This window comes from Parahoeflea alexandrii (assembly GCF_027214025.1).
Lineage (GTDB): Bacteria > Pseudomonadota > Alphaproteobacteria > Rhizobiales > Rhizobiaceae > Hoeflea > Hoeflea alexandrii_A.
Genome location: NZ_JAPWHB010000004.1, coordinates 530,239 through 552,104, shown reverse-complemented (window position 1 = coordinate 552,104; position 21,866 = coordinate 530,239). Strand labels below are relative to the sequence as shown.

General features: G+C 61.7%; 25 protein-coding genes and 1 pseudogene. 10 read left to right on the top strand and 16 right to left on the bottom strand.

Annotation, left to right across the window (positions count from 1 at the left end; translation table 11 throughout):
- Positions 1-48: 48 nt before the first annotated feature.
- The 5 genes and pseudogenes from O4H62_RS16245 to O4H62_RS16225 form a co-directional block, all read right to left on the bottom strand.
- Positions 49-652: pseudogene (locus O4H62_RS16245) on the bottom strand (tetratricopeptide repeat protein).
- Between the two features lie 71 nt (positions 653-723).
- On the bottom strand, positions 724-849 hold the full coding sequence (gene ykgO / locus O4H62_RS16240) for a type B 50S ribosomal protein L36 (protein ID WP_007607121.1): 126 nt from the start codon (positions 847-849) through the stop codon (positions 724-726).
- A gap of 150 nt (positions 850-999) precedes the next feature.
- A complete protein-coding gene (locus O4H62_RS16235) occupies positions 1,000-2,097 on the bottom strand; it encodes a 5-(carboxyamino)imidazole ribonucleotide synthase (RefSeq protein WP_269389379.1) in 1,098 nt (365 codons plus the stop codon).
- Positions 2,094-2,594, bottom strand: coding sequence for a 5-(carboxyamino)imidazole ribonucleotide mutase (gene purE, locus O4H62_RS16230; RefSeq protein WP_269389377.1), 501 nt, complete (start codon positions 2,592-2,594; stop codon positions 2,094-2,096). The genes O4H62_RS16235 and purE overlap by 4 nt, the downstream gene beginning before the upstream one ends.
- Positions 2,595-2,608: 14 nt before the next feature.
- Positions 2,609-2,812 carry a YdcH family protein gene (locus O4H62_RS16225; protein WP_269389376.1) on the bottom strand — a complete coding sequence of 68 codons (204 nt, stop codon included), beginning with the start codon at positions 2,810-2,812 and terminating at the stop codon, positions 2,609-2,611.
- Between the two features lie 212 nt (positions 2,813-3,024).
- On the opposite strand from O4H62_RS16225, the gene O4H62_RS16220 reads away from it, so the two are divergent.
- Positions 3,025-3,201: a YdcH family protein gene (locus tag O4H62_RS16220; RefSeq protein ID WP_269389374.1), complete on the top strand. Its 177-nt coding sequence runs from the start codon at positions 3,025-3,027 to the stop codon at positions 3,199-3,201.
- A gap of 125 nt (positions 3,202-3,326) precedes the next feature.
- Here the strand turns inward: O4H62_RS16220 and O4H62_RS16215 are convergent, their stop codons facing one another.
- The 3 genes from O4H62_RS16215 to O4H62_RS16205 form a co-directional block, all read right to left on the bottom strand.
- Positions 3,327-3,584: an ArsR/SmtB family transcription factor gene (locus tag O4H62_RS16215; RefSeq protein ID WP_269389373.1), complete on the bottom strand. Its 258-nt coding sequence runs from the start codon at positions 3,582-3,584 to the stop codon at positions 3,327-3,329.
- 135 nt (positions 3,585-3,719) lie between these two features.
- The gene (locus O4H62_RS16210) at positions 3,720-5,372 is read right to left on the bottom strand and encodes an acyl-CoA synthetase (protein WP_269389372.1); all 1,653 of its coding nucleotides are present in this window, start codon (positions 5,370-5,372) and stop codon (positions 3,720-3,722) included.
- Positions 5,373-5,438: 66 nt separating this feature from the next.
- Positions 5,439-6,215 (bottom strand): sulfite exporter TauE/SafE family protein, encoded by a 777-nt coding sequence (locus O4H62_RS16205; RefSeq protein ID WP_269389370.1) that lies wholly within the window; start codon positions 6,213-6,215, stop codon positions 5,439-5,441.
- Between the two features lie 92 nt (positions 6,216-6,307).
- Between O4H62_RS16205 and O4H62_RS16200 the strand changes: the two genes are divergently transcribed.
- The 6 genes from O4H62_RS16200 (at position 6,308) to O4H62_RS16175 (ending at position 11,820) form a co-directional block, all read left to right on the top strand.
- Entirely contained in the window at positions 6,308-6,961 is a 654-nt protein-coding gene (locus O4H62_RS16200; protein WP_269389368.1) for a thiamine phosphate synthase, read from the top strand.
- A 50-nt stretch (positions 6,962-7,011) separates the two neighbouring features.
- A complete protein-coding gene (locus tag O4H62_RS16195) occupies positions 7,012-7,977 on the top strand; it encodes a tetratricopeptide repeat protein (protein WP_331284467.1) in 966 nt (321 codons plus the stop codon).
- 121 nt (positions 7,978-8,098) lie between these two features.
- Complete coding sequence (efp, locus tag O4H62_RS16190; RefSeq protein ID WP_269389365.1) at positions 8,099-8,662, top strand: elongation factor P; 564 nt, start codon at positions 8,099-8,101, stop codon at positions 8,660-8,662.
- A 191-nt stretch (positions 8,663-8,853) separates the two neighbouring features.
- Entirely contained in the window at positions 8,854-9,654 is an 801-nt protein-coding gene (locus O4H62_RS16185; RefSeq protein WP_269389364.1) for an inositol monophosphatase family protein, read from the top strand.
- A 108-nt stretch (positions 9,655-9,762) separates the two neighbouring features.
- Positions 9,763-10,785, top strand: a complete 1,023-nt coding sequence (locus O4H62_RS16180) for a flagellar motor protein MotA (RefSeq protein WP_269389362.1) — start codon at positions 9,763-9,765, stop codon at positions 10,783-10,785.
- Between the two features lie 3 nt (positions 10,786-10,788).
- Entirely contained in the window at positions 10,789-11,820 is a 1,032-nt protein-coding gene (locus tag O4H62_RS16175; protein ID WP_269389360.1) for a peptidoglycan -binding protein, read from the top strand.
- Between the two features lie 97 nt (positions 11,821-11,917).
- Here the strand turns inward: O4H62_RS16175 and O4H62_RS16170 are convergent, their stop codons facing one another.
- From O4H62_RS16170 to O4H62_RS16160, 3 genes are all read right to left on the bottom strand, one after another.
- Positions 11,918-12,736 carry a phosphate/phosphite/phosphonate ABC transporter substrate-binding protein gene (locus O4H62_RS16170; protein WP_269389358.1) on the bottom strand — a complete coding sequence of 273 codons (819 nt, stop codon included), beginning with the start codon at positions 12,734-12,736 and terminating at the stop codon, positions 11,918-11,920.
- Positions 12,733-13,554: a fatty acid desaturase gene (locus O4H62_RS16165; protein ID WP_269389356.1), complete on the bottom strand. Its 822-nt coding sequence runs from the start codon at positions 13,552-13,554 to the stop codon at positions 12,733-12,735. The genes O4H62_RS16170 and O4H62_RS16165 overlap by 4 nt, the downstream gene beginning before the upstream one ends.
- Positions 13,555-13,777: 223 nt before the next feature.
- Positions 13,778-15,607: an ABC transporter transmembrane domain-containing protein gene (locus O4H62_RS16160; protein ID WP_269389355.1), complete on the bottom strand. Its 1,830-nt coding sequence runs from the start codon at positions 15,605-15,607 to the stop codon at positions 13,778-13,780.
- Positions 15,608-15,813: 206 nt separating this feature from the next.
- On the opposite strand from O4H62_RS16160, the gene rpmE reads away from it, so the two are divergent.
- Entirely contained in the window at positions 15,814-16,035 is a 222-nt protein-coding gene (rpmE, locus tag O4H62_RS16155; RefSeq protein ID WP_152007527.1) for a 50S ribosomal protein L31, read from the top strand.
- 154 nt (positions 16,036-16,189) lie between these two features.
- On the opposite strand, the gene O4H62_RS16150 is transcribed toward rpmE, so the two are convergent.
- Positions 16,190-16,708, bottom strand: coding sequence for a DUF1465 family protein (locus O4H62_RS16150; protein ID WP_269389352.1), 519 nt, complete (start codon positions 16,706-16,708; stop codon positions 16,190-16,192).
- 455 nt (positions 16,709-17,163) lie between these two features.
- Positions 17,164-17,355: a DUF1192 domain-containing protein gene (locus O4H62_RS16145; RefSeq protein ID WP_269389347.1), complete on the bottom strand. Its 192-nt coding sequence runs from the start codon at positions 17,353-17,355 to the stop codon at positions 17,164-17,166.
- Between the two features lie 153 nt (positions 17,356-17,508).
- Here O4H62_RS16145 and O4H62_RS16140 point away from each other — a divergent pair, with 153 nt between their 5' ends.
- Positions 17,509-18,489, top strand: coding sequence for an NAD(P)H-quinone oxidoreductase (locus O4H62_RS16140; RefSeq protein WP_269389345.1), 981 nt, complete (start codon positions 17,509-17,511; stop codon positions 18,487-18,489).
- Positions 18,490-18,536: 47 nt separating this feature from the next.
- Here O4H62_RS16140 and O4H62_RS16135 read toward each other — a convergent pair whose 3' ends face one another.
- Positions 18,537-19,775, bottom strand: coding sequence for an MFS transporter (locus O4H62_RS16135; RefSeq protein ID WP_269389344.1), 1,239 nt, complete (start codon positions 19,773-19,775; stop codon positions 18,537-18,539).
- Positions 19,776-19,903: 128 nt separating this feature from the next.
- On the opposite strand from O4H62_RS16135, the gene O4H62_RS16130 reads away from it, so the two are divergent.
- Positions 19,904-20,065 (top strand): hypothetical protein, encoded by a 162-nt coding sequence (locus O4H62_RS16130; RefSeq protein WP_269389343.1) that lies wholly within the window; start codon positions 19,904-19,906, stop codon positions 20,063-20,065.
- Here O4H62_RS16130 and O4H62_RS16125 read toward each other — a convergent pair.
- Together O4H62_RS16125 and O4H62_RS16120 are read right to left on the bottom strand one after the other, a co-directional pair.
- Entirely contained in the window at positions 20,016-20,765 is a 750-nt protein-coding gene (locus O4H62_RS16125; protein WP_269389342.1) for an SGNH/GDSL hydrolase family protein, read from the bottom strand. The two genes, O4H62_RS16130 and O4H62_RS16125, sit on opposite strands and share 50 nt — an antisense overlap.
- Before the next feature lie 117 nt (positions 20,766-20,882).
- Positions 20,883-21,776 (bottom strand): fructose bisphosphate aldolase, encoded by an 894-nt coding sequence (locus tag O4H62_RS16120; protein ID WP_269389341.1) that lies wholly within the window; start codon positions 21,774-21,776, stop codon positions 20,883-20,885.
- Positions 21,777-21,866: the final 90 nt, after the last annotated feature.

The following is a 21,866-nucleotide window of genomic DNA, read 5'->3' as shown; positions in this document are numbered from 1 at the left end:
GGGGATCAGGGCGTTTCAGCTTCCTACGGGAATTGCCCGGGGAAAGTTTCAGATCCTGCTGCCGGCGAGCTTGTCCGCCAATTCTCCAAGCCGCGTCTGGGCCTGCCGATTGGCGGGGTAGATTTCCAGCATCTGTTCCCAGGCCTTGAGCTCGAGCTCGTCGTTGCCCGAGGCTGCCAGTATGGCGGCCATGCCGGCGATGGCGCCGAAATGGCGGGGCTCGAGGGCCAGAACGCGGCTGATGTCGGACATGGATTTATCGTGTTTGCCCAGCGTGTAGTTCAGCGTGGCCCTGCGATTCCATCCCTCGGGGTAATCCGGCATCAGCACCACAACCTGGTCCAGCAGATCGAGAGCCAGGCCATTCTTGTTGTCAGCCATCGCCTTGTCGGCCCACTGCATCAGCAGATTGGCCGTGGCGCTGCCCGAATCGCGCCACTTGGCCCAGATGCGTTCGCTTATCCCGTTTCGCCTGCTTTTCATCCCGCTCGCGCTTGAGTTCCGCAAACAGTGTGTCCAGCGTGCTGACTGGCTGAACGGACGCCGTGGCTGGAGCTGATGTTTCGGCGCGAGCCGGCATGTCCTGAATGCTGCCGCAAAGGATGGCTGTGACGAAAACGGGAACAATTCTGGAATACGAAAAATGGCGCATGACGGAAAGCTAGTCCGTCTGCGCCAAATATCAATTGCAAATTTTGGTGAGGGCCATACAGGCCCTCGGCTTCAGCCCTGGCGAGCCTTGAAGCGCGGGTTCATCTTGTTGATGATGTAGACCCGGCCTTTGCGACGAACCAGGCGGTTGTCACGGTGACGAGCTTTGAGCGCCTTAAGCGAATTCTTGATCTTCATTGTTCTGATCCGCGAGTTATCCGGGCGACGAAGCCGCCTATTCAATCAAAAGCGCGCCAGTCAAGGACGCGCTCATCGGTTGGCAGGGCATGTACCCGCTTGGGCATTTCCTGTCAACCGCGGGGCCGCTTTTTCCCGCCAAGAACCTGTTCAGAAAGGCTCCGTGCGCGGGCTGATCCGGGTGACATGCCCCATCTTGCGGCCGGGCCGTGCTTCCGACTTGCCATAGAGGTGCACCACGGCGTCGGATTCTCCCGCCAATTCAACGACGTTGTTGATGTCGTCGCCGATGAGATTCTCCATCACGCAATCGGAATGGCGTCGCGTGTCGCCAAGCGGCAGTCCTGCTATGGCGCGAATATGCTGCTCGAACTGCGATATGGCGCAGGCGGCTTCGGTCCAGTGACCGGAATTGTGAACGCGTGGCGCGATTTCGTTGACCAGCAGCCGGTGATCGCCATCCTGGCGGACGGCGAAGAATTCAACGGCAAAAACCCCGACATAGTCCAGATGCCCGGCAATTGCGGTGGCAATCCTCAGAGCTTCGGACTGCGCCTCCGGGCCAAGGCTGGAGGGTACGGTCGATGTATGCAGGATGTGATTGCGGTGTTCGTTCTCGGCCACGTCATAGGCCCGGACTTCGCCGGACAGGCCGCGGGCGGCGACAACGGAAACCTCGCAGTCGAAGTGAACGAAGGATTCAAGGATGGCCATCTGGCCGAGCATGGCCTCGAAGGCCGTGTTGGCGTCCTCGGGACGCAGAAGTTTTGCCTGCCCCTTGCCGTCGTAGCCCAGGCGCGTGGTCTTCAACACCGCCGGAAGTCCCGTGAGTTCCATGGCCTCATCAAGATCGCTGCGCTGCGAGATCGCCGCAAACAGTGCTGTCTCTGCGCCGAGCTCCCGTGCCATGGCCTTTTCGAGCAGCCGGTCCTGGGCGACTTCGAGCGCCTTCGACCCCGGCCTGACCGGCACGCGGTCTTCGAGCCATTGAACGGCCTTGACCGGGACATTCTCGAATTCATAGGTGACGACGTCGCACAGATCCGCCAATTCCTGCAGCGCGGCCGGGTCATCATAGGCGGCGACGATCTGGGTGTTGGCGACCTGCGCAGCCGGCGCATTGCTGTCGGGCTCGAGAACGATGGTCTGGTAGCCCAGCCGCGCTGCGGCCATGGCCAGCATGCGGCCGAGCTGGCCGCCGCCAATGATGCCGATGACCGCGCCTGGCGCCAGTGCCTCGACGCTCATGGCTGATCCACCGGATGGTCAGCGACGGCGTCCGTCCGTGCCTGGCGCCAGTCGTCGAGCCGCCGGGCCAGCGCGTCGTCGGTGAGCGCCAGAACGCTTGCAGCGAGCAGGGCTGCGTTGACAGCACCGGCCTTGCCGATGGCGAGTGTTCCAACCGGGATGCCGGCCGGCATCTGGACGATCGACAACAGGCTGTCCTGGCCGGACAGCGCCTTGGATTCCACCGGAACGCCGAATACCGGCAGTGGCGTGAATGCCGCCGTCATGCCGGGCAGGTGAGCTGCACCGCCGGCGCCGGCGATAATCACCTTGTAGCCTTCAGCGCGGGCATTCTTGGAAAACGAAACCAGGCGGTCCGGCGTGCGGTGAGCGGAAATGATCAGCGGCCGATGGGGTATCCCCAGCTCCGCCAGCGTCTCGGCGGCATGTTTCATGGTCGGCCAGTCGGACTGGCTTCCCATGATCACGGCGACCTTCGGTGATTCGGCTTGGCTCATGGCACGCTCCCCGGTCAGGCTATTATGTCCGGTATGATCTGGTCTTCGATCTCGGTGATCCGGTCCTTGATCGCGAGCTTCTTCTTCTTCATTCGCTGTATACGCAACTGATCGCAGCCAGTCTGAATCATTGCATTGATGGCGACGTCGAAGTCTTCGTGCTCATGGCGCAACCGCGCCACCAGCATGCGAAGCTCCGCTTGTTCCTGATCGGACATGCAGTTTCCCCGTTTAACCCACCCCGTCGGCGCCTTGCCCGAACTTGGTGTCATGGCGGCGCTCGTATCACAAAAACAGGTGTAACGGGAAGTTATCCACCTTCAAGAAATCATCTTCGACAAATGGAAAAAGCCGTGGCACACTCCTTGGTGTCAACAAACGATTTGCACCGGTGTTCCGGCGCCGGCGCAGTCCAACGAAGGAGTCGCTTATGTCGATTGATGCTCACCTTGCCACACTTGAAAAAAAGCATGGCGAACTGGAGGCCGAACTCCGTACGGTGCAATCACAGCCATCCGTGCACGACGAGATGATTGTGGATATCAAACGACGCAAGCTTCGGCTCAAGGATGAGATCAACCGCCTGCGAGCCGACACCCAACACTGACCAGATTTGCATGACACGAGGATGACAGAGGGCGCGGGTCTTTCCCGCGCCTTTTCATTTCCGGATTTAGCCTTGCGCTTGTTTGACGCAGTCGGTCTGTTTGGTTCTGCAGCAAAGCGTCCGGATCAGGACCAGAACTGGTCGACCCAGAGGTTGAGGTGCAGGAATCCGTCGGTTCTCACCTTGTAGATCCGGCGTGTGCCCTGGTTGGTGACGGTCACCAATTTGCTTTCGAGAAGCGCCTTGAGATGCTGGGAGACCGCGGGCCTGCTGATCGGCAGGCCCTTCGCCAGTTCATTGACCGTGCGTGGCTGTCGGCGCAGTTCTTCCAGAAGAAAACGCCGGTTCGGATCTGCGATAGCTTGGAAAGCATCCATGGTCATGGATGCAGGCTATTTTAAAGACTCCAGCCCGGCAAGTCTTTTGTGTGCGCTGCAACCGGCCGTATTTCCGGTGTTTTCGCTTGTTTCAGACAAGTGAATGTCCGGGCATTTTACGGTTGTGCAACGGCTGCCGCTTCACGACGAGCTGAGGGTCTTTGCCTCGTCGCGCAGCAGATACTTCTGGATCTTGCCGGTCGATGTTTTCGGGACTTCATGGAAAATCACGGTGCGCGGGCATTTGAACTTTGCCAGCAGGCTGCGGCAATGCTCGATGACATCCTCTTCGGTCAGGTTGAAGCCGGGCCGGAGTTCGACGAAGGCGCAAGGCGTCTCCCCCCATTTGTCATCCGGGCGGGCGACCACCGCCGCTGCCATGATACCGGGATGCTTGTAGAGCGCGTCCTCGACCTCGATCGAGGAGATGTTTTCGCCACCCGAGATGATGATGTCCTTGGAGCGATCCTTGAGCTGCAGATAGCCGTCGGGATGCATGACGCCCAGATCGCCCGAATGAAACCATCCGCCGCGGAAGGCCTCGTCGCTGGCTGCAGGATTTTTCAGGTAGCCCTTCATGACGATGTTGCCGCGGAACATGACCTCGCCGATGGTCTCGCCATCGGCGGGAACCTTTTCCATGGTTTCGGGGTCCATCACCGCCAGGTCTTCCAGCGCCGGGTAGCGGACACCCTGGCGGGCCTTCTTGCTGGAGCGGGCGCCACGCTCGAGGTCGGACCATTCCGCCTTCCATTCATTGACGACCGCGGGTCCGTAGGTTTCCGTCAGGCCGTAGAGGTGGACGACCTCGAAGCCGGCGTCGGCCATGCCTGCGAGAACGGCTTCCGGCGGCGGGGCTGCCGCGGTGTTGAAGCTGACGGTCTGGGAGAATTCGCGCTTTTCATGGTCGGGCGCATTCAGAAGTGTCGACATGACAATCGGCGCACCGCAGAGATGGGTCACGCCATGGTCGGCGATGGCATCGTACATGGCCTTGGCGCGGACCCAGCGCAGGCAGACATGGGTGCCGCCAACCACGCCAAGCGTCCAGGGAAAGCACCAGCCGTTGCAATGGAACATCGGCAGGGTCCACAGATAGACCGGGTGGCGTCCCATTCCCGAGGCGATCACGTTGGAGTAGCCCATCAAGGCGGCGCCGCGGTGGTGATAGACCACGCCCTTGGGATTGCCCGTGGTTCCCGATGTGTAGTTCAGCGAGACAGAGTCCCATTCATCGACAGGCAAGGTACGGGTGAAGTCCGGAGACGCGGCAAGCACGAATTCATTGTAGTCGCGGGAACCGATACGGGCGCCTTTCGGAAAGGGCGCGTCATCTGGATACTCGGTGTCGTCGTAATCGATGACGACGGGGCTGACTTCGGCCAGGGTCAGCGCTTCCGCCATGACGGCGGAGAATTCGCGGTCCACGATCAGGATCTTGCAGTCGGCGTGATCAAGCTGAAAGGCGATTGCCTGTGCATCGAGCCGGGTGTTGATCGAATGCAGCACGGCTCCGATCATCGGCACGCCGTGATGGGCCTCGAGCATCGCCGGGGTGTTGGACAGCATCACCGAGACGGTATCGCCCCTGGTAATACCCAGCGCCGACAAGGCGTTGGCCAGCTGCCGCGAGCGCTCGAGGAATTCGCGATAACTCACGCGCATGGCGCCATGGATGATGGCCACGTGATCCGGCTGGATCAGCGCGGCGCGCTCAAGATGCGCCAGCGGCGTCAGCGGCTGGTAGTTGGCCGGATTGCGGTCGAGATCGGTTTCGTAGGGATTGGCGCTCAAGATCGGGTTCCAATGCATCGTGTCAGGGACAATGAAGCATCAAATCACCAGAACAGGGCCTTGTCATCACGCTAATATGTGAACCGCACCATCCCAGATCAGCTTCAACGCGGTAAAGAACACCATCAGGTACATGAACGGGTAGAAAATGTCGGGTTTCATGCGCCTGACGATGAATGCACCGGCCAAGGTCGCCACCGGCGCCAGCGGCGCCAGCACCAGCGAGGTGGAGAGATTGGTCATGTCGAACTGACCGAGCGCGAAATAGGGCACCAGCTTGATTGCATTGATGATGGCGAAGAAGCGAACGCTGGTCCCGGTGTAGGTCTTGGGATCCTGGCGCAGAGGCAAGGTGTAGATCTGGTAGGGCGGACCGCCGGCGTGGGAGACGAAACTGGTAAAGCCGGCAAGCGTTCCCCAAAGCGTGCCCTCGATCGGCCGGTGTCCGTGCGGGGCCGGCATGGCGCCGTTGCGGGCGGATGCAAACCTTTGTGCGACGTAGCGCAAGACAAACCAGAGCGCCACGGCACCGACGATCAGCCGGACCATCGGTGCGGTGACCCAGGCGGCGGTGGCCCATCCGATGGCAATCCCGATCAATGCGCCGGGCAGCATGATGACAAGCGTCTTGTTGTCGCTGTTGCCGCGCCAGGTCCAGAGGCTGACCATATCCATGACGATCAGGATCGGCAGCAGGATGGCAGCGGCCTGAACCGGTGAAATCGCCAGCGCCATCAGCGGCACACCAAGCAATGCCATGGCGCCTCCGAAACCACCTTTGGACAGGCCTACCATGATCACCGCCGGAATGGCGGCGGCGTAGAAGAACGGGTCAGTCATCATCGGGGCAGTTGATCCTTGTGTCGCGCCGGTCTATCCCGTTTGGAGCAAATTGGCCATATCGGCTTCCAGCGCTGGCCCTGACAGGAATTCTCATGACTGACCCGATCGATCGTTGCCGTCTCGTTCTCGTGACGCCGGATATCGCAGATGCCGCTCAACTGGCCCAGCTGACAGGTGACGCGCTTCGCGGCGGCGACGTGGCTTCCGTCATCATTCCGCAGCATGAGCTGGACGAGAAGAGCTTCCAGAAGCGGTGCGAGGCCCTGGTTCCCGTCATTCAGGCTGCCGGCGCGGCTGCACTCGTCGCCGGCGATACAAGGGTTGCCGGACGGGTGCGGCCCGATGGGCTGCACATCGAAGCGGGCCCCACGGCCATGGCCGAGGCCGTTGCCAAATATGCTCCGGGACTGATTGTCGGCGGCGGCAATGCGCGCGAGCGCCACGCCGCGTTGTCGATCGGCGAGGCGCAGCCGGATTACGTGATCTTCGGATCGATCGATGGCGACATCAAACCCGAGCCGCACTCGAAGAACATCGCCCTGGCGGAATGGTGGGCCGACATGATCGAGATCCCTTGCGTGCTGATGGGCGGGACGAGCATCGCCTTCGTGGAAGAAATGGCGCAAACCAGGGCCGAGTTCATCGCCTTCGGAAAAGCTGTCTTCGGCGATCCCGCCAATGCCGCGCGCATCGTTGCCGAAATCAATGCGGTTCTTGACGAAAAAGCGCCACGGTTAGGCCGATAATGGGTGAAATGTCCGATCTTGGTGTTTTGACCTGTCGCGGGATGGTTTCCATGCTTTGCCGATCATCCGGAATGCTGCCGCTTGCCTTGTTGCTGGCGCTTGCCGGCGGGCCCTCGGCTGCCCAGACGAGCGGCGGCGAGACGGCAGCAGCGGCCGATGTCAAGGAAGCCAAGACACCCGCGGATGCCACGGTACGGGCTTTCGGCGCATTTCAGCGCGGCTATTACCTGACCGCGATGGAACTGGCGCTGCCGCGGGCGCAGCTTGGCGATCCCGCCGCGCAGACCCTGCTGGCGGAACTGTTTGCCGCCGGCCTCGGGGTAGCGCGCAACATGGATGACGCCGCCTTCTGGTACAAGCAGGCTGCCGAGGCGGGCGACGCTTCCGCACAGTTCAAGTACGGGCTGATGCTGCTCGAGGGCAAGTATGTCGAGCCCGACCGGGCCAAGGCCGAAGAGCTGATGAAGAAGGCAGCCGATGCCGGCAACGCATTCGCACAGTTCAATCACGCGCAGATGCTGGTTGCGGACAAGCCCGGCGACGCCGGCGTGCTCGAGGCGCTGCCCTATTTCGAGAAGGCCGCCGAGCAGGGCGTTGCCGATGCGCAGTACGCTCTGGCCCAGATCTACAACAACACCGATGGGGTTCCCGACGAAAAGCGTGCCCGGGCGCGCGAGTTCATGGAGAAGGCGGCGCGTGCGGGGTATGACACCGCGCAACTGGATTATGCGATCTGGCTGATCGACGGAGTCGGCGGTCCGAAGGACTACGAAGCCGGTTTCCGCTGGATGCAGGTCGCCGCGACACGCGGAAACGTGGTGGCGCAGAACCGGATGGCGATCCTGCACATCAATGCGATCGGCACGAAGGGCGACCCGGTCGAGGCAGCAAAATGGTATATCCTGTCGCGGCGGGCCGGGTTTGACGATCGGGCGCTTGACGATTTCTACCAGGGCCTGACCGAAGAAGAGCAAAAACAGGCGATCGAGGCCGCAAACCAGTTCGGCAAGCGCTGATTCACCTCAATGACACTGTTGAGCAATGGCGCAGACTTGAAAAGCTGCGCTATTTGTGGTCTTGAAGCCGCCAAGCGGGCCCGAAAACCGGGCCCGGACAAAGCTCGACGCGGAAGCTCTCATGAAAATCAACGGAAACGAAATTCGCCCCGGCAATGTGCTTGAGCACAATGGTGGTCTGTGGGCGGTGGTGAAAACCAATGCGGTGAAGCCGGGCAAAGGCGGCGCCTTCAACCAGGTCGAGATGAAGAATCTCATCGACGGCACCAAGCTCAACGAACGGTTCCGGGCGTCCGAAACCGTCGAGCGCATCCGGCTTGAGCAGAAGGACTTCCAGTTCCTCTACGAGCAGGGCGATGCTCTGGTGTTCATGGATCTGGAAAGCTACGAGCAGCTTGAACTGCAGAAGGACTTTGTCGGCGATCGCCGCGCCTTCCTGCAGGACGGCATGATGGTGACTGTCGAGCTCTACGATGAGCGGCCGATCGGCATCGCGCTGCCCGATCACGTGACCCTGGCGATTGCCGAGGCCGATCCGGTGGTCAAGGGCCAGACGGCAGCTTCGTCCTACAAGCCCGCCATTCTCGAAAATGGCGTGCGCATTCTCGTCCCGCCGTTCATTTCGGCTGGCGAGCGGGTGATCGTGGACACCAACGAGCTGACCTACCTGCGCCGCGCCGACTAGAGCATTTCCGGCGAAACCAGAAACGCCGAAAGCTCTAACTTGCTGCTTGCATGCATTTCCAGCGAAACCGGAACCCGGTTTCGCTGGAAATGCTCTAAACCGGTCGCAAGACCATGCTCCGCCCGGAGCGTTGAGACACCGGCCTGTGGCGCGTTCATCCGTCGCGCTGCCGACACCAAGGAATAAGACAGATGGCGCGTTCAGCCCTTCTCAATGTAATGGTCCAGTCGGCGCTCAAGGCCGGTCGCTCGCTTGCGCGCGACTTCGGCGAAGTGCAGAACCTGCAGGTCTCGCTCAAGGGGCCGGGCGACTATGTCAGCCAGGCAGACCGCAAGGCCGAGACCATTATCAAGAGCGAACTGATGCGCGCGCGCCCGACCTATGGCTTCATGGGCGAGGAAAGCGTCGAGGAAAAAGGCACCGACGGCGCCCATCGCTGGATCGTCGACCCGCTGGACGGCACCACGAACTTCCTGCACGGCATGCCGCATTTCGCGGTCTCGATCGCGCTCGAACGCAATGGCGAGATCGTTGCCGGCGTCATCTACAATCCGTCCACGGACGAGCTCTACACGGCCGAGCGTGGCGGCGGAGCCTTCCTCAACGACCGCCGTCTCAGGGTTGCGGGCCGCAAGGCTATGTCTGACGCGGTGATCGGCACCGGCGTGCCGCATCTGGGGCGCGGCCATCACGGCAAGTTCCTGGTCGAGCTGCGCCATGTCATGGGCGAATGCGCAGGCATCCGCCGCATGGGAGCGGCTGCGCTCGACCTGGCCTATGTCGCGGCGGGCCGGCTCGACGGTTTCTGGGAGACGCCGCTCGAGCCCTGGGACATGGCGGCCGGCATCATCCTGATTCGCGAAGCCGGCGGATTTGTCTCCGACACCACCGGCGGGACCGACATGTTCGGCACTCGCTCCATCGCGGCCGGCAATGAATACATCCTCAAGGGCCTTCTCGAGCTTGTCCAGCGCCCTGTTCCCAAGGCCTGACCAAGATCTCACAGCGTTGTTTTGAAAGCACGCTTTCATTTCCGCCATATTATCGGTTAGTCTCCGCCTGATCTTTTGATTTGGGATAACGGCCGGGACGGACAACGCATGGCGAAACTGACATTGTCTGGTTGGGGTATCTCCGAAGACGGCAGCGGTGCGGATCCGCACAAGCTCTCCAGTCCGCTGGTGTTCTTCTGGAGCATGATGATCTTTCTGATCCTCTCCGGCTTCGTCGCCGCCATCCTCTACCGGCAGATCCAGACGGCGTTTCTCGCCAATCCGGGCCTCAACGGGCTGATTGTCGGGGTTTTGGCCGTTGGCGTGCTCTTGGTGTTCACCCACGTGCTCAGGCTTCGTCCGGAAGTGCGCTGGGTCAATTCGCTGCGCGCCACCGGCGATGCGGAGAAGGTGGGGCGCGACCCGGTGCTGCTCGCGCCGATGCGGGCGCTGATCGGCCGCCGCCAGGAAATGGCACTGTCGACCTCCTCGCTGCGCTCCATTCTCGATTCGATCGGCACCCGGCTCGACGAATCGCGTGACACGTCGCGTTATCTCATCGGCCTTCTGGTGTTCCTCGGGCTGCTCGGCACCTTCTGGGGCCTGCTTGGCACCATCGGCTCGATCAACCAGGTTATCCAGTCACTCGATCCTGGAAGCGGCGGGACCGAGGACGTGCTGTCAACGCTGAAGAGCGGGTTGTCGGCGCCGCTTGACGGCATGGGAACGGCGTTCTCGTCCTCGCTGTTCGGTCTGGCCGGATCGCTGGTTCTGGGTTTTCTGGACCTGCAGGCGGGCCGCGCGCAGAACCGGTTCTACACCGAGTTGGAAAACTGGCTGTCGACGATGACGGATCTCGATTCCGGCATGGTGATGCCGGCTGAGAGTGCCGGAACCACCGAAGAGATCCGGATGCTGTCCGAGCGGATGCAGAAAATGTCGCAGGAATCCGGCATGACCCCGCGCACAACGGCGGCGATGGCGAGCCTTGCCGAAGGCATCCAGGGCTTGGTCAAGAACATGCGCAACGAGCAACAGATGCTCAGGGACTGGATCGAGGCGCAGCAGGTTGAATCGCGGCGGATGCGCGAGACACTCGACAAGCTCAGCGACAAGATCGGGGAAAAATAGGCGATGGCGCTGGCACGAAACCGGCGGCGGGAGCGGACGGTCGACTACTGGCCGGGATTTGTCGATGCGTTGTCGACATTGCTGCTGGCGATTATGTTCCTGCTCACCGTATTCGTTCTGGCGCAGTTTTTCCTGTCGCGCGAAATATCGGGTCGCGACCAGGTGCTCAACCGGCTCAACAGCCAGATCAATGAACTGACCCAGCTGCTGGCGCTTGAGCGCTCGGGCAAGCAGGATCTCGAGGATACGCTGGCCAATCTGCAGGCGTCGCTGTCGGAATCGGAATCCGACCGGTCGAGATTGCAGGAACTGCTGGCCAGCGGTTCGGGCGCAAGTGCCGCCGCCGAGGCACGGATCGGCACGCTCTCGGAAACGCTTGATGCCGAGAAGAAAGTCTCGCAACGGGCGCTCAACCAGGTCGATCTGCTCAACCAGCAGATCGCAGCACTCAGGACCCAGCTCGGCGCGCTGGAAGACGCGCTTGAAGTCTCCGAGACCAAGGACCGGGAAACCCAGGCGAAGATTGCCGATCTCGGCCGCCGCCTGAATGTCGCGCTGGCGCAGCGGGTGCAGGAACTCAACCGCTACCGGTCCGATTTCTTTGGCCGCCTGCGCGAGATCCTGTCGAGCCGCGAGGATGTGCGTGTGGTGGGCGACCGGTTCGTGTTCCAGTCGGAAGTGCTGTTCCCCTCGGGTGGGGCCGAGCTCAATCCTGCGGGCAAGGAGCAGATGGCCAAGCTTGCCGCGGCGATCATCGAGCTTGCCCGCGAGATCCCTGAGGAAATCAACTGGGTGCTGCGCGTCGATGGCCACACCGACAACGTGCCGCTGTCAGGGACCGGCCGCTACGCCGACAACTGGGAGCTTTCCAGCGCCCGTGCGACATCGGTGGTCAAGTACCTGATCGATGAAGGTGTGCCTGCCAACCGCCTGGTGGCTGCAGGCTTCGGCGAGTTCCAGCCGATCGCCGAAGGCGATACCGACGAAGACCGCGCCACCAACCGCCGCATCGAGCTCAAGCTGACCGAACGCTGATGCGTGGCGTGCCTACAGCGCCGCGCATCCAACTGGATTCGCAAAGGACGCTGCAGCACTTTGACATGCATTAGCAGCGACCCGGCGGCCGCCGATATCAGCCGAGATGAGGGAATGCCTGTCGCACCGGCAGCGGCGCTGCCAGTGGCATGTAGTCCTCTGGCTTGAAGCGCACCAAGCCGGTGACGAACAGCGCATCGCGAACATCCTGCTCGAGTTCCCGGATCGCCGCCTCGACCGCATCGGCGATGATGCCGGCGCGTCCGGCATTTACGGCGCCGGTGATCAGCGGCAAGGCCGGTGTTTCAGGCGTTGTTGCAAAGACAGCCAGATCATCCGCCGCAGGCTCGTGGCGTTTTGCCAGTTCCCAGGCAACGGCATCGATTGCGGCCCAATCGGCCTCAGAGGCCGCGACGGCGCGGATCGAGGCACGGTGGGCACCGGTTTCCAAGGGGCGCGGCCTGGAATCATGTCCGCCTGACGCCAGCAGCCGGACCGGAGCCGCGAAGCCTGATTGCGAATGCGCCATGTTGTAGGCGAAGCGCATGTCGACGAGGTCGCCCAGATGTTGCGGCGCCTGGCTCTTGCGTGCGACGAGCACGCTGAAATACTTTCCGGGCGCGGCGCCGGTCACGGCATGGGCCGGGGTGCCGACGAGCGTCACCTTGTCAGCGAGCATGTTGGCATAGGGGTAGCCGCAGGTCTGTGAAAGAAGCAGGGCAGGTGCGTTCCACAGCGCCTCAGGATCCGTAACCCGCTCAAGCTGTTCAGGCGCGTCGATGCCTCGGCTTACCAACTGTCGCCGGATCGACTGCCAGTAGCTGTCGGTAGCCTCGCGGACTTCCGGCCAGTCATACATGGGCAGGGAGGCGGCGCCGGTTGGAGCGCCGTCTCCCTCTGTCACACGTCCGTTCACGCGTTGTCGCCGCGCGGTTTGCGTGGTTCGATCGGCCAGGCCACCGGCTCCTTCGGCTGGAAGCCGAAGCGGCGGAACACTTCCCAGTAGCTCTGGTAGCGGTAGCCGCCGTTCATGCGCAGGAACCGGGCACGGTTCTCCCGGAAGAAACCGGGGATGCGGTACCAGGCAAGCGATGGATAGGCGTGGTGCACCGAATGGAAGTTGTTGTTGAGAAACAAGAGGCTCAATGGCCCCCTGGTCTCGATGATCACCGAGCGCTGGTTGGCCTTTTCAACGGCCTGGTGCTCAATGAAGGAGCGCACCATCAAAAGCCCCATGCCGAAATAGGCGGCCGCGAAATAGGCCAGCGGATGGAGGCTGCCATAGAGGCCGATCAGCCAGAACAGCAAGGCTACTGCCAGAAAATGACGCAGCCATACGTTACGGATGACCTTGTCACCGGCTCTGGCGCGGACGAACTCGCTGCGCAGGAAACCGATCGTGGCAAGGGCCGGGCCGATCGTCATCCGGCCGATGAGGGTGTTGTTGGCCACCAGCAAGGCCCGCAACCAACGCGGCAGCGCCGCCCATGCCGACCGGTCGAGATAGTAGCTCTCCGGGTCGTCGTAGGGATCGGTGATGTTTTCGTTGATGTGATGGGTGAGGTGGCAGGATTTGAAGCGCAGGTAGGGCACCAGCACTCCAATTGGTGGAGCGATCAGGAGATCGTTCAGTTTCTGGTTTCTGAATGGATGACCATGCAAAAACTCATGTTGCAGCGAGGAATGTAGCGTGATCACGGGGATCAGCAGCAGGACACGTAGAATGTCGGGCAAGTCAGCCCACCCGAACGCCAGCAACAACCACACAGCATAGCAAACGCCTGCGAGAAGCAGGGTCCGCCACTCCGCGTCATTCCGCATCGTGGATACACCTTCTGAATGTTCCTGTTATAGCCCGCGGACCGAGGTCCCGCCCCCCGCGTGGCTTCCAGACGAACACCAGACAATTACCTTGATTTGACTGGTTTCACAATAATCCCGCCGTGGGATTTGCGAATTATTTGCCGGCTGTCGATTCCAGGGCGGCGCCGGCTTCCGCGGAGAGCGCTTCCGCCCCGTGCTCGAACTGCAACCGCGCGAGGCGGGCGTAGAGGCCGCCGCGGGCGACCAGTTCGGCGTGATTGCCTTCCTCGACAATCCGGCCCTTGTCCATCACCAGAATGCGGTCGGCGCGCAGCACGGTTGCCAGGCGGTGGGCAATGACGATCGTTGTGCGGTCGAGCATCAGCCCTTCGAGTGCCTTCTGCACCAGCGTTTCGTTTTCTGCGTCGAGCGCCGAGGTGGCCTCGTCGAGCAGCAGGATCGGCGCGTCGCGCAGGATTGCCCGGGCGATTGCCACGCGCTGGCGCTGGCCGCCGGAAAGCGTAATGCCGCGTTCACCCACCTGGGTGTCATATCCCTTGTCCAGAGCCATGATGAAATCATGCGCCTGTGCCGCCTTGGCGGCCGCCTCGAGATCCGCCTGGCTGGCATCAGACCTGCCGAAGGCAATGTTGTCGCCGACGCTGCCGGCAAAGATCGTCACGTCCTGGGGGACCAGGGCAATTCGGGAGCGCACGTCGGCCGGGTCGGCTTCCCGGACGTCGACAGTGTCGATGAAGACGGTTCCGGCGGTGGTGTCGTAGAATCTCAGGATCAGCGAGAACAGGGTCGACTTGCCGGCGCCGGACGCGCCGACCACCGCCACCGTCTCGCCGGGGCGGACGTGAAAGCTGGTTCCGGTCAGCGCAGAGGTGTCGGGCCGCGACGGGTAGGCGAAATGCACCTTGTCGAACCGGATATCCCCGATCGCGGGGGAGGGCAGCGCCTTGGGGGATTGCGGCGCGCGGATTTCGGGCACTTCATCGAGAAGTTCGCTGAGACGCTCGGCGGCACCGGCGGCCTGGGACAATTCACCCCAGACCTCGGACAAGGCGCCGAGGCTGCCGGCGGCGAAGACCGAGTAGAGCAGGAACTGGCCCAATGTGCCGGGCGAGAGCTCGCCCGAGAGCACCGACTGGGCGCCATACCAGAGCACCGCGACCACGGAACCGAAGGCCATGGCAATGGCAAAGCCGGTGAGGATGGAGCGGGCAAGAATGGATTGGCGGGTTGCCGTGAAAGCCGCTTCGACAGCCTGGCTGAAACGGGCCTGGGCGCGGGCTTCGGTATTGAATGCCTGCACGGTTCTGGTTGCGCCGATGGACTCGCCGGCAAAGGTCATGGCATCGGCAAGTTTGTCCTGGGCCATGCGGGAGCGCTTGCGGACCTTGCGGCCGAAACCGACCATGGGAAAGACAATGACCGGGATGGCAACGAGAACCAGGGCCGAGAGCTTGGGCGAGGTGATGAACATCATGGCGCCGGCGCCGATGCACAGGATGGTGTTGCGCAAGGCCAGGGATGCAGTGGCGCCAACGGTGGACTTGATCTGGGTGGTGTCCGCTGTCAGCCGCGAGACAATCTCGCCCGAGCGGTTGGCATCATAGAAGGCGGCGGACAGCTGGGTGACGTGGTCGAAGACATCGCGGCGGATATCGGAGACAACTCGCTCGCCCAGCGTGATGACGAAGTAATAGCGGCACGCCGAGGCAAGGGCCAGCATGACGGCAATAGCCGCGAGCATCGAGAAATAGGTGTTGATGAAACCGGCATCCTGGGCTGAAAAACCGTGATCGATCATCCGGCGCACGGCCATGGGCAGGGTCAGGGTGGTGACGGCGGCGAGCAGCAGGAAGGCAAGCGCGCCTATCACCAGATGCGGATAACGCCGGATATACGGGAAAAGCCGGGCGAGCGGCCGTACCGAAAGGCGGGCCGTTTTGGGTGTATCGGTTGGTTCAGCCACGTCTGCTCCTGGTATGCGCATTCAATGGACAGGCAGACCGGCAAAAACGGATGCGGCCCTTGTTATCGACAGTGCCTTCATGTATAGGCTCGCCATCGAATTGGGAAGTCGTTGTTCCAAGGGACACCGGCTTCATTTATGTGTTTGGCCAAAATGCCGCAAGCATCGCTGCGCAGGGGCCTCCCAACGGCAGGACGAAGAAGAAGATGAAGGCGAACATCCATCCCGATTACCACATGATCAAGGTGGTCATGACCGACGGCACCGAATACATGACCCAGTCGACCTGGGGTGCCGAAGGCGACACCATGAACCTCGAAATCGATCCGAAGTCGCACCCGGCATGGACCGGCGGCAACCAGCAGATGCTGGACCGTGGCGGCCGTCTTTCGAAGTTCAAGAAGCGTTTCGAAGGCCTCAGCCTCTAAGACGTTCGGCAATCGCCGGCACTCAGAACCCGCCGCTCCCGGCGGGTTTTTTGTTGTCGTCAAACCGGAGCGGCGGCGTCCGGCACAGCAACGTAAAAAGCCCGCGGCAGGCGCCGCGGGCTTTGAAAAATCTGATGTGGCTCAGCTCAGGCTATCAGCGCTTGGCGAAAACCGTCTGCAGGAGATGCTGCTGGGCCTGGACCGAGTTTTCGTTGTCCGGCTTCAGGGCCGCGGCTTCCACGGGACGGTAGATCTCGCGGTCGAGCAGCGCCACCCGGTTCTGAATCCGCAGGGAGCGTTCGACCAGATCGCGGAAGGCTTCCGGCAGATCGCTCCAGCCCTGGGCGGTGCGGTCGCAATTGAAGCTGTCGAGCCGGACCTTGTTCTTTTCGGCGAGAACCTGATCGCGGTTCATCTCGCCGTTGTTGACGGCACGCTGCAGCAGCAACCAGGACGCCATCTGCATCAACCTTGTGGTCAGCCGCATGGATTCCGCCGCGTAGAGAACGCCGGCCAGCCGCGGCAAACCCTTCGAGGCGATCCGGCCGGGGCCATCAAGATAGTTCGCGGTTTCCTCGACCAGGCCCATCCCTTCGGCATAGAGCGCCTTGAACTGGGCCGAGTTGGCCATGCGGTCCGCGAGGTTGATTGTGTTGAGGCTGGTTTCAGACATGGGCCGGAATATCCTGATTACAAAATACTGGGTAGGCGGCTTTCGCAGGGCGGGAAAGGTCTCTGCCTTGCCCGGGCAGAATGGACCGCGGGCCCTGTTCCGGCAAGTGTATTCTTAAGAAAGGGTTAACGTCAAAACCGCGGTGAAACAGCAAATGAAACATCCTGTTGGTGGCCGGTCGGCACGGATCCGGGACCCTTCATGCGGATCGTTCCCGCCCGCAAAATGTATCTGAATGAAGACGTTTTACCCTAGGGACTTTTGCCGCTCGGGAGCAAGGCAAAAAAAGAGCCGCATCAGCGGCTCTCAAGAGTTTAACAGGGAGGCGTCAAACAGAATGACCGCAGGTCAGACTGTCAAATCCAGGAAGTCTGGATGCGTTTAGTAAAGACTTGTAAAGCTTAACCGAAGCTTAACGGATTTTATCATTTCTGTAACGCATTGCGAATTAAGCTCTATTTTTGCTTGAAGAAGCTCTCGGCGGTGCTCCGGCTGGATGTCTTGGAGGATTTTTCTGCTTCCAGGCGCCGGATTTCTTCGTGCAGGAGCGCGATTCGCTCCTCCAGTTCTCCGGCAGACAGAAATGTCAGGTCGCAGCCGATTTCATGGCGTTGTCCGGGTTCGGGACGGTCTTCATCTGCAAACATGGTCTTGTCCTCGCGTTTCGGCCTTCTCGTGCATCGGATGTGCCGGGATCCGGGTTTTCCCGTGTATTGTCCCGGGTCAAGCCGCCGGCCGGCATTGCCGTTATCCTAGCCCGTGCCTAAGCTGTGGAAAAGTGTGAGCAGGAGAACGATCTGATGCGTGCAATCGAAATCCGCGAACCCGGCGGCCCCGAAGTCCTCACCCCGACAACGCGCGACAAGCCGGTCCCGGGCGAGACGGAACTGCTGGTCAAGGTGGCGGCCGCGGGGGTGAACCGCCCTGATTGCCTGCAGCGGCAGGGGGCCTATCCGCCGCCGCCGGGCGCGTCCGATATTCCGGGGCTGGAAATTGCCGGGGAGGTGGAAGCGGTCGGCGCCTCCGTTCAGGGGTTCAAGCCCGGTGATCAGATCTGTGCACTGGTGGCGGGCGGCGGATATGCCGAGTATTGCAGCGTGGACGAGACCAATGCGCTTATGGCCCCTGCGGCGCTGACCATGACCGAGGCGGCGGCGATTCCCGAGACTTTCTTCACGGTCTGGCACAATGTGTTCCAGCGCGGCGGGCTTAAGGCCGGTGAGACCTTCCTGGTTCATGGCGGAACCTCGGGCATCGGAACCACCGCCATACAGCTCGCCAAGGCGTTTGGCGCGCGGGTGCTGGCAACCGCCGGATCCGAGGCGAAATGCACCGCGATGCGCGAGCTGGGCGCCGATGTCGCCATCAACTACCGCGACACGGATTTTGTCGAGGCGGTCAGGGAGGCGACCGGCGGCAAGGGAGCGGATCTGATCCTGGACATGGTCGGCGGCGATTACATCACCCGCAATTACCAGGCGGCGGCAATCGAGGGCCGCATTGTTCAGATCGCCTTCCTCAGGGGCCGCAAGGCCGAGGCCGACTTTGCACTGCTGATGACGAAACGGCTGACGCACACCGGATCCACGCTGAGAGCCCGCGACATCACGTTCAAGGCTGAGATTGCCCGCGAGTTGCGCAAGCATGTCTGGCCGCTCTTGAGCGAGCGGAAGGTCTTGCCGGTGATGGATTCTATCTTCCCGATGGATCAGGCATCCGCCGCGCACCGGCGGATGGAGGATGGCGAACACATCGGCAAGATCGTGCTCGACATGAGTTGAAGCCGGTACCGGGCCGCACCCCAAGCCGAAATCGCGTGTGGGTCGGCCTATGCGTCGTGCGCGGCGCGCGGATCGAGATTGATCGATTCGGGCGTCGCCGCCTTGGCCGAAGGCGTCGAGGTGAAGCTTTCGCGCTCTTCAACGGGAATGGCCGCGCGCATGCGGGTCCGGATCAGGGCGTAGACCGCAACGCCGAGGTGGGCGACGGCCGTCACCACGAACAGAAGATGCGGTTCGACGGCCATGACGAGGCCGCCGAGAAGCGGGCCGACGATCGTGCCGATCCCGTACAGCAGCAGCAGGCCGCCCGAGACAGTGACAAACTTGTCGCTGGCCGCAAAGTCATTCGCGTGCGCCACCGTGATTGAATAGAGCGTGTAGGACATCGCGCCATAGAGCGAGACAAGACCAAACAGGATAGCAAGGCTGTCCGGTTTGATGATGGTGATGGCAAGACCGGAAAGTCCGGCGATGGCGGCAAGGGCGGCCAGGACATAGCGCCGGTCCATCCGGTCGGAGATGCGGCCGGCGGGTACCTGCATGACGGCGCCGGAGAAGATCGTGATCGACATCATGGTGGCGATTGTGAAGGTGCTCAGGCCGACATTGGCGCCGAAAACCGGGGCCAAGGTGCCAAACGCCCCGTTGGCGACGCCGATCAGCAGGATCGCAATGAAGGACACCGGCGAATTGCGGTAGATCATCCCGAGATCGAGCTTGACCTCCTTCAATGGCGCCGGGCTGGACGCGGTCGACACGGCCGTGGGCAGCAGCGCCAGGCAGTAGAGGATGCCTGCGATGATGAAGAACGTCGTCTGGGTGACGTCGCCGAAGGCGATGCTCATCTGGCCGGCGACGATGGCGACATAGGTGACGGTCATGTAGAGCGAGAAGATCAGGCCGCGGGTTTCGTTGGTGGCGCGCTCGTTCAGCCAGCTCTCGATGATCATGAAGGCGGCAGCCAGCGAGAAGCCGGTGACCACACGCAGCACGATCCAGCTGACCGGATCAACCAGTAATCCGGTCAGAAGCGCGATGATGGCAATGGTTGCCGAAAACGCCGAGAAGGCTCGCACATGGCCGATGCGCCTCACCAGCCGTTGCGAGAAAACACAGCCGAGCACAAAACCGGTTGCCCAGGCGGTGCCCAGAAGGCCAAGCGAGGTGGGCGAAAAGCCCTCCACCGATCCGCGCATGGGCAGCAGCAGCCCGTGAAGGCCATTGCCGGCCAGCAGGAAGGCCGTGCCGAGAAGCAATGACAGGACGGGGAGAAGATTGCTGCGCATGAGGAACCGGTGTGTAAGTATGTTTCAGGATTTGGGCGAACCGGGAATCATCGCCCAGATTTCGTTAAGCCTAGCTGATTGACCAGGATCATGACAGGTGTATGGCTAAACTGGAAAAGGCATGATGCATGGCGACCAAAATACTGCTTGTCCTGGTTCTGGCGGCCATGGCGCTGCATCTGATCAAACCCTTCGGTCTTCCGGGGCTGAAACGACGCAGCGATGTCTGGAAAATCGCGCTTATTCTGATCTTTGCGATGATGATGGCGCTGGTGCTTCGGCCTGAATGATCCGCGCGATGTGCTCAGCCCAGTGTTTGTAGCCCAGCGCGTTGGCATGAAACCCGTCAACCGCGAAACCCTCGGCGCCCTCGACCGGAAGCCGCTCCAGGGCGATCGCGTTCCGCTCCCGGCAAAGCTGAATGCCCATGGCATTGATGATCTGCACACGCAGGCCAAGGACGAAAGCGAGTGATGGCGGCAGCGCCGGCACATCCGGCATGTCGATGACTGGTGACCAGTAGACCCTTGCTTCCGGCCAGCGGGCATGGATCGCGTAGAGCAGACCTCCAAAGCCCTTCTTGAAGGCCGAGCGGGTGACAAAATTCTTGGCGTCATTGGTGCCGACGGACACGAGTACATGGGTGAAGTCGCGCTCCTCGATATGCGGGATCACATGATCACGGACCTGGGCGGAAATTGCGGAATTGGCGCCGGCGTTGCGCCAGGTGACGGCCTTGCCTGTCGCTTCGGCGAGAATGGCTGCGAGTTGCGGGCCCAACGTTTCCTCGATCCGGTCGGCGCCCACGCCGGCTGCGGAAGAATCGCCAACGACCAGAATGCGGATGTCCGCTTTGCCTTCCCCTGATTGTCCCCTTGGACGACCGCGCGGCGGTGGAAGCCGGGGAACAACACGGCGTACGCCCAGACCCTTGCTTACGGCGACCGGGACCAGCACCCAACTGACGAGACCGGCGAGAAATTTGTTCATGGCTGCGATCGTCTCTTCGTTTGACAAAAACCACTGCTGGAAATGGGGATCACCATAAAAGACAACCCGCCGTGTTGCCACGGCGGGTTGAAACAAATCCGCTTCGCTGACGTGCTGTCAGGCCTTTCGCGAGGCTTCGAAGATGCTGTCAATCGTCGCGGCAAGCGTCGCATCGAATTCCGCATCGGTCTGGCCGTGCGACAGGCCTTCGGTCAGGGCGCGCGAGAAGGAGGCGATCACCCCGTCATTGGCGCTCAGCAGGCGGTTGGCCTCATCGCGGGAATAGCCGCCCGACAGGGCCACGACGCGCATGACGCGCGGATCGTCGACCAGCGGCTTGTAGAGATTGGCGACTGTCGGCAATGACAGTTTCAGCATGATCTGCTGGCCGGCGGGCGCGGCTTCGAGGTGCCGCCGGATCGCGGCCAGGAGCAGGGATTCGGCTTCGGCCTTGTCGGCGATCTTGATGTTCACTTCCGGTTCGATGATCGGCATCAGCCCGTGGCCGAGGATCTGCCGGCCGACTTCGAACTGCTGGGCGACGATGGCTTCGATCCCGTCCTTGTCAGCGGTATTGATCACCGAGCGCATCTTGGTGCCGAAGATGTTCTTGGCGACAGCCCGCTCGAGCAGCGCGTCGAGGCCGTTCATCGGCTTCATCAACTGCACGCCGTTATTTTCGTCCATCAGGCCCTGGTCGACTTTCAGGAACGGCACGATGCCGCGCTTGTCCCAGAGATAGTCGGCGGTCGGAATGCCATCGATCTCGCCGTCCATGGTGCGCTCGAACAGGATCGCGCCGATCACCTTGTCGCCAGTGAAGGCAGGCGACTTTATGATGCGGGCCCGCATGGCATGGATAGCCGCGAACATTTCCGCGTCATTGGAATAGGCGTCTTCCGCCACGCCATAGAGCTTGAGCGCCTTGGGCGTGGAGCCGCCCGACTGGTCGAGCGCGGCGATGAAGCCGTCCTTCTCCGCCATCTGTTTCGCCATCGTCGCGTTCATCATGCCTAAACCCCTGGTTATCTTCATCTTGCGGGCTGCTTTAACAGAAGCTGTACTGGAGAGAAAATAGGCCTCATGCGTCTTGAATCGATT

What these genes read in the sequence shown, in the direction of transcription:
- ykgO (WP_007607121.1), bottom strand. Translation starts at nt 849, where the DNA reads ATGAAGATCAAGAATTCGCTTAAGGCGCTCAAAGCTCGTCACCGTGAC.
- O4H62_RS16235 (WP_269389379.1), bottom strand. Translation starts at nt 2,097, where the DNA reads ATGAGCGTCGAGGCACTGGCGCCAGGCGCGGTCATCGGCATCATTGGC.
- purE (WP_269389377.1), bottom strand. Translation starts at nt 2,594, where the DNA reads ATGAGCCAAGCCGAATCACCGAAGGTCGCCGTGATCATGGGAAGCCAG.
- O4H62_RS16225 (WP_269389376.1), bottom strand. Translation starts at nt 2,812, where the DNA reads ATGTCCGATCAGGAACAAGCGGAGCTTCGCATGCTGGTGGCGCGGTTG.
- O4H62_RS16220 (WP_269389374.1), top strand. Translation starts at nt 3,025, where the DNA reads ATGTCGATTGATGCTCACCTTGCCACACTTGAAAAAAAGCATGGCGAA.
- O4H62_RS16215 (WP_269389373.1), bottom strand. Translation starts at nt 3,584, where the DNA reads ATGACCATGGATGCTTTCCAAGCTATCGCAGATCCGAACCGGCGTTTT.
- O4H62_RS16205 (WP_269389370.1), bottom strand. Translation starts at nt 6,215, where the DNA reads ATGATGACTGACCCGTTCTTCTACGCCGCCGCCATTCCGGCGGTGATC.
- O4H62_RS16200 (WP_269389368.1), top strand. Translation starts at nt 6,308, where the DNA reads ATGACTGACCCGATCGATCGTTGCCGTCTCGTTCTCGTGACGCCGGAT.
- O4H62_RS16195 (WP_331284467.1), top strand. Translation starts at nt 7,012, where the DNA reads ATGCTTTGCCGATCATCCGGAATGCTGCCGCTTGCCTTGTTGCTGGCG.
- efp (WP_269389365.1), top strand. Translation starts at nt 8,099, where the DNA reads ATGAAAATCAACGGAAACGAAATTCGCCCCGGCAATGTGCTTGAGCAC.
- O4H62_RS16185 (WP_269389364.1), top strand. Translation starts at nt 8,854, where the DNA reads ATGGCGCGTTCAGCCCTTCTCAATGTAATGGTCCAGTCGGCGCTCAAG.
- O4H62_RS16180 (WP_269389362.1), top strand. Translation starts at nt 9,763, where the DNA reads ATGGCGAAACTGACATTGTCTGGTTGGGGTATCTCCGAAGACGGCAGC.
- O4H62_RS16175 (WP_269389360.1), top strand. Translation starts at nt 10,789, where the DNA reads ATGGCGCTGGCACGAAACCGGCGGCGGGAGCGGACGGTCGACTACTGG.
- rpmE (WP_152007527.1), top strand. Translation starts at nt 15,814, where the DNA reads ATGAAGGCGAACATCCATCCCGATTACCACATGATCAAGGTGGTCATG.
- O4H62_RS16150 (WP_269389352.1), bottom strand. Translation starts at nt 16,708, where the DNA reads ATGTCTGAAACCAGCCTCAACACAATCAACCTCGCGGACCGCATGGCC.
- O4H62_RS16145 (WP_269389347.1), bottom strand. Translation starts at nt 17,355, where the DNA reads ATGTTTGCAGATGAAGACCGTCCCGAACCCGGACAACGCCATGAAATC.
- O4H62_RS16140 (WP_269389345.1), top strand. Translation starts at nt 17,509, where the DNA reads ATGCGTGCAATCGAAATCCGCGAACCCGGCGGCCCCGAAGTCCTCACC.
- O4H62_RS16135 (WP_269389344.1), bottom strand. Translation starts at nt 19,775, where the DNA reads ATGCGCAGCAATCTTCTCCCCGTCCTGTCATTGCTTCTCGGCACGGCC.
- O4H62_RS16130 (WP_269389343.1), top strand. Translation starts at nt 19,904, where the DNA reads ATGGCGACCAAAATACTGCTTGTCCTGGTTCTGGCGGCCATGGCGCTG.
- O4H62_RS16125 (WP_269389342.1), bottom strand. Translation starts at nt 20,765, where the DNA reads ATGAACAAATTTCTCGCCGGTCTCGTCAGTTGGGTGCTGGTCCCGGTC.
- O4H62_RS16120 (WP_269389341.1), bottom strand. Translation starts at nt 21,776, where the DNA reads ATGATGAACGCGACGATGGCGAAACAGATGGCGGAGAAGGACGGCTTC.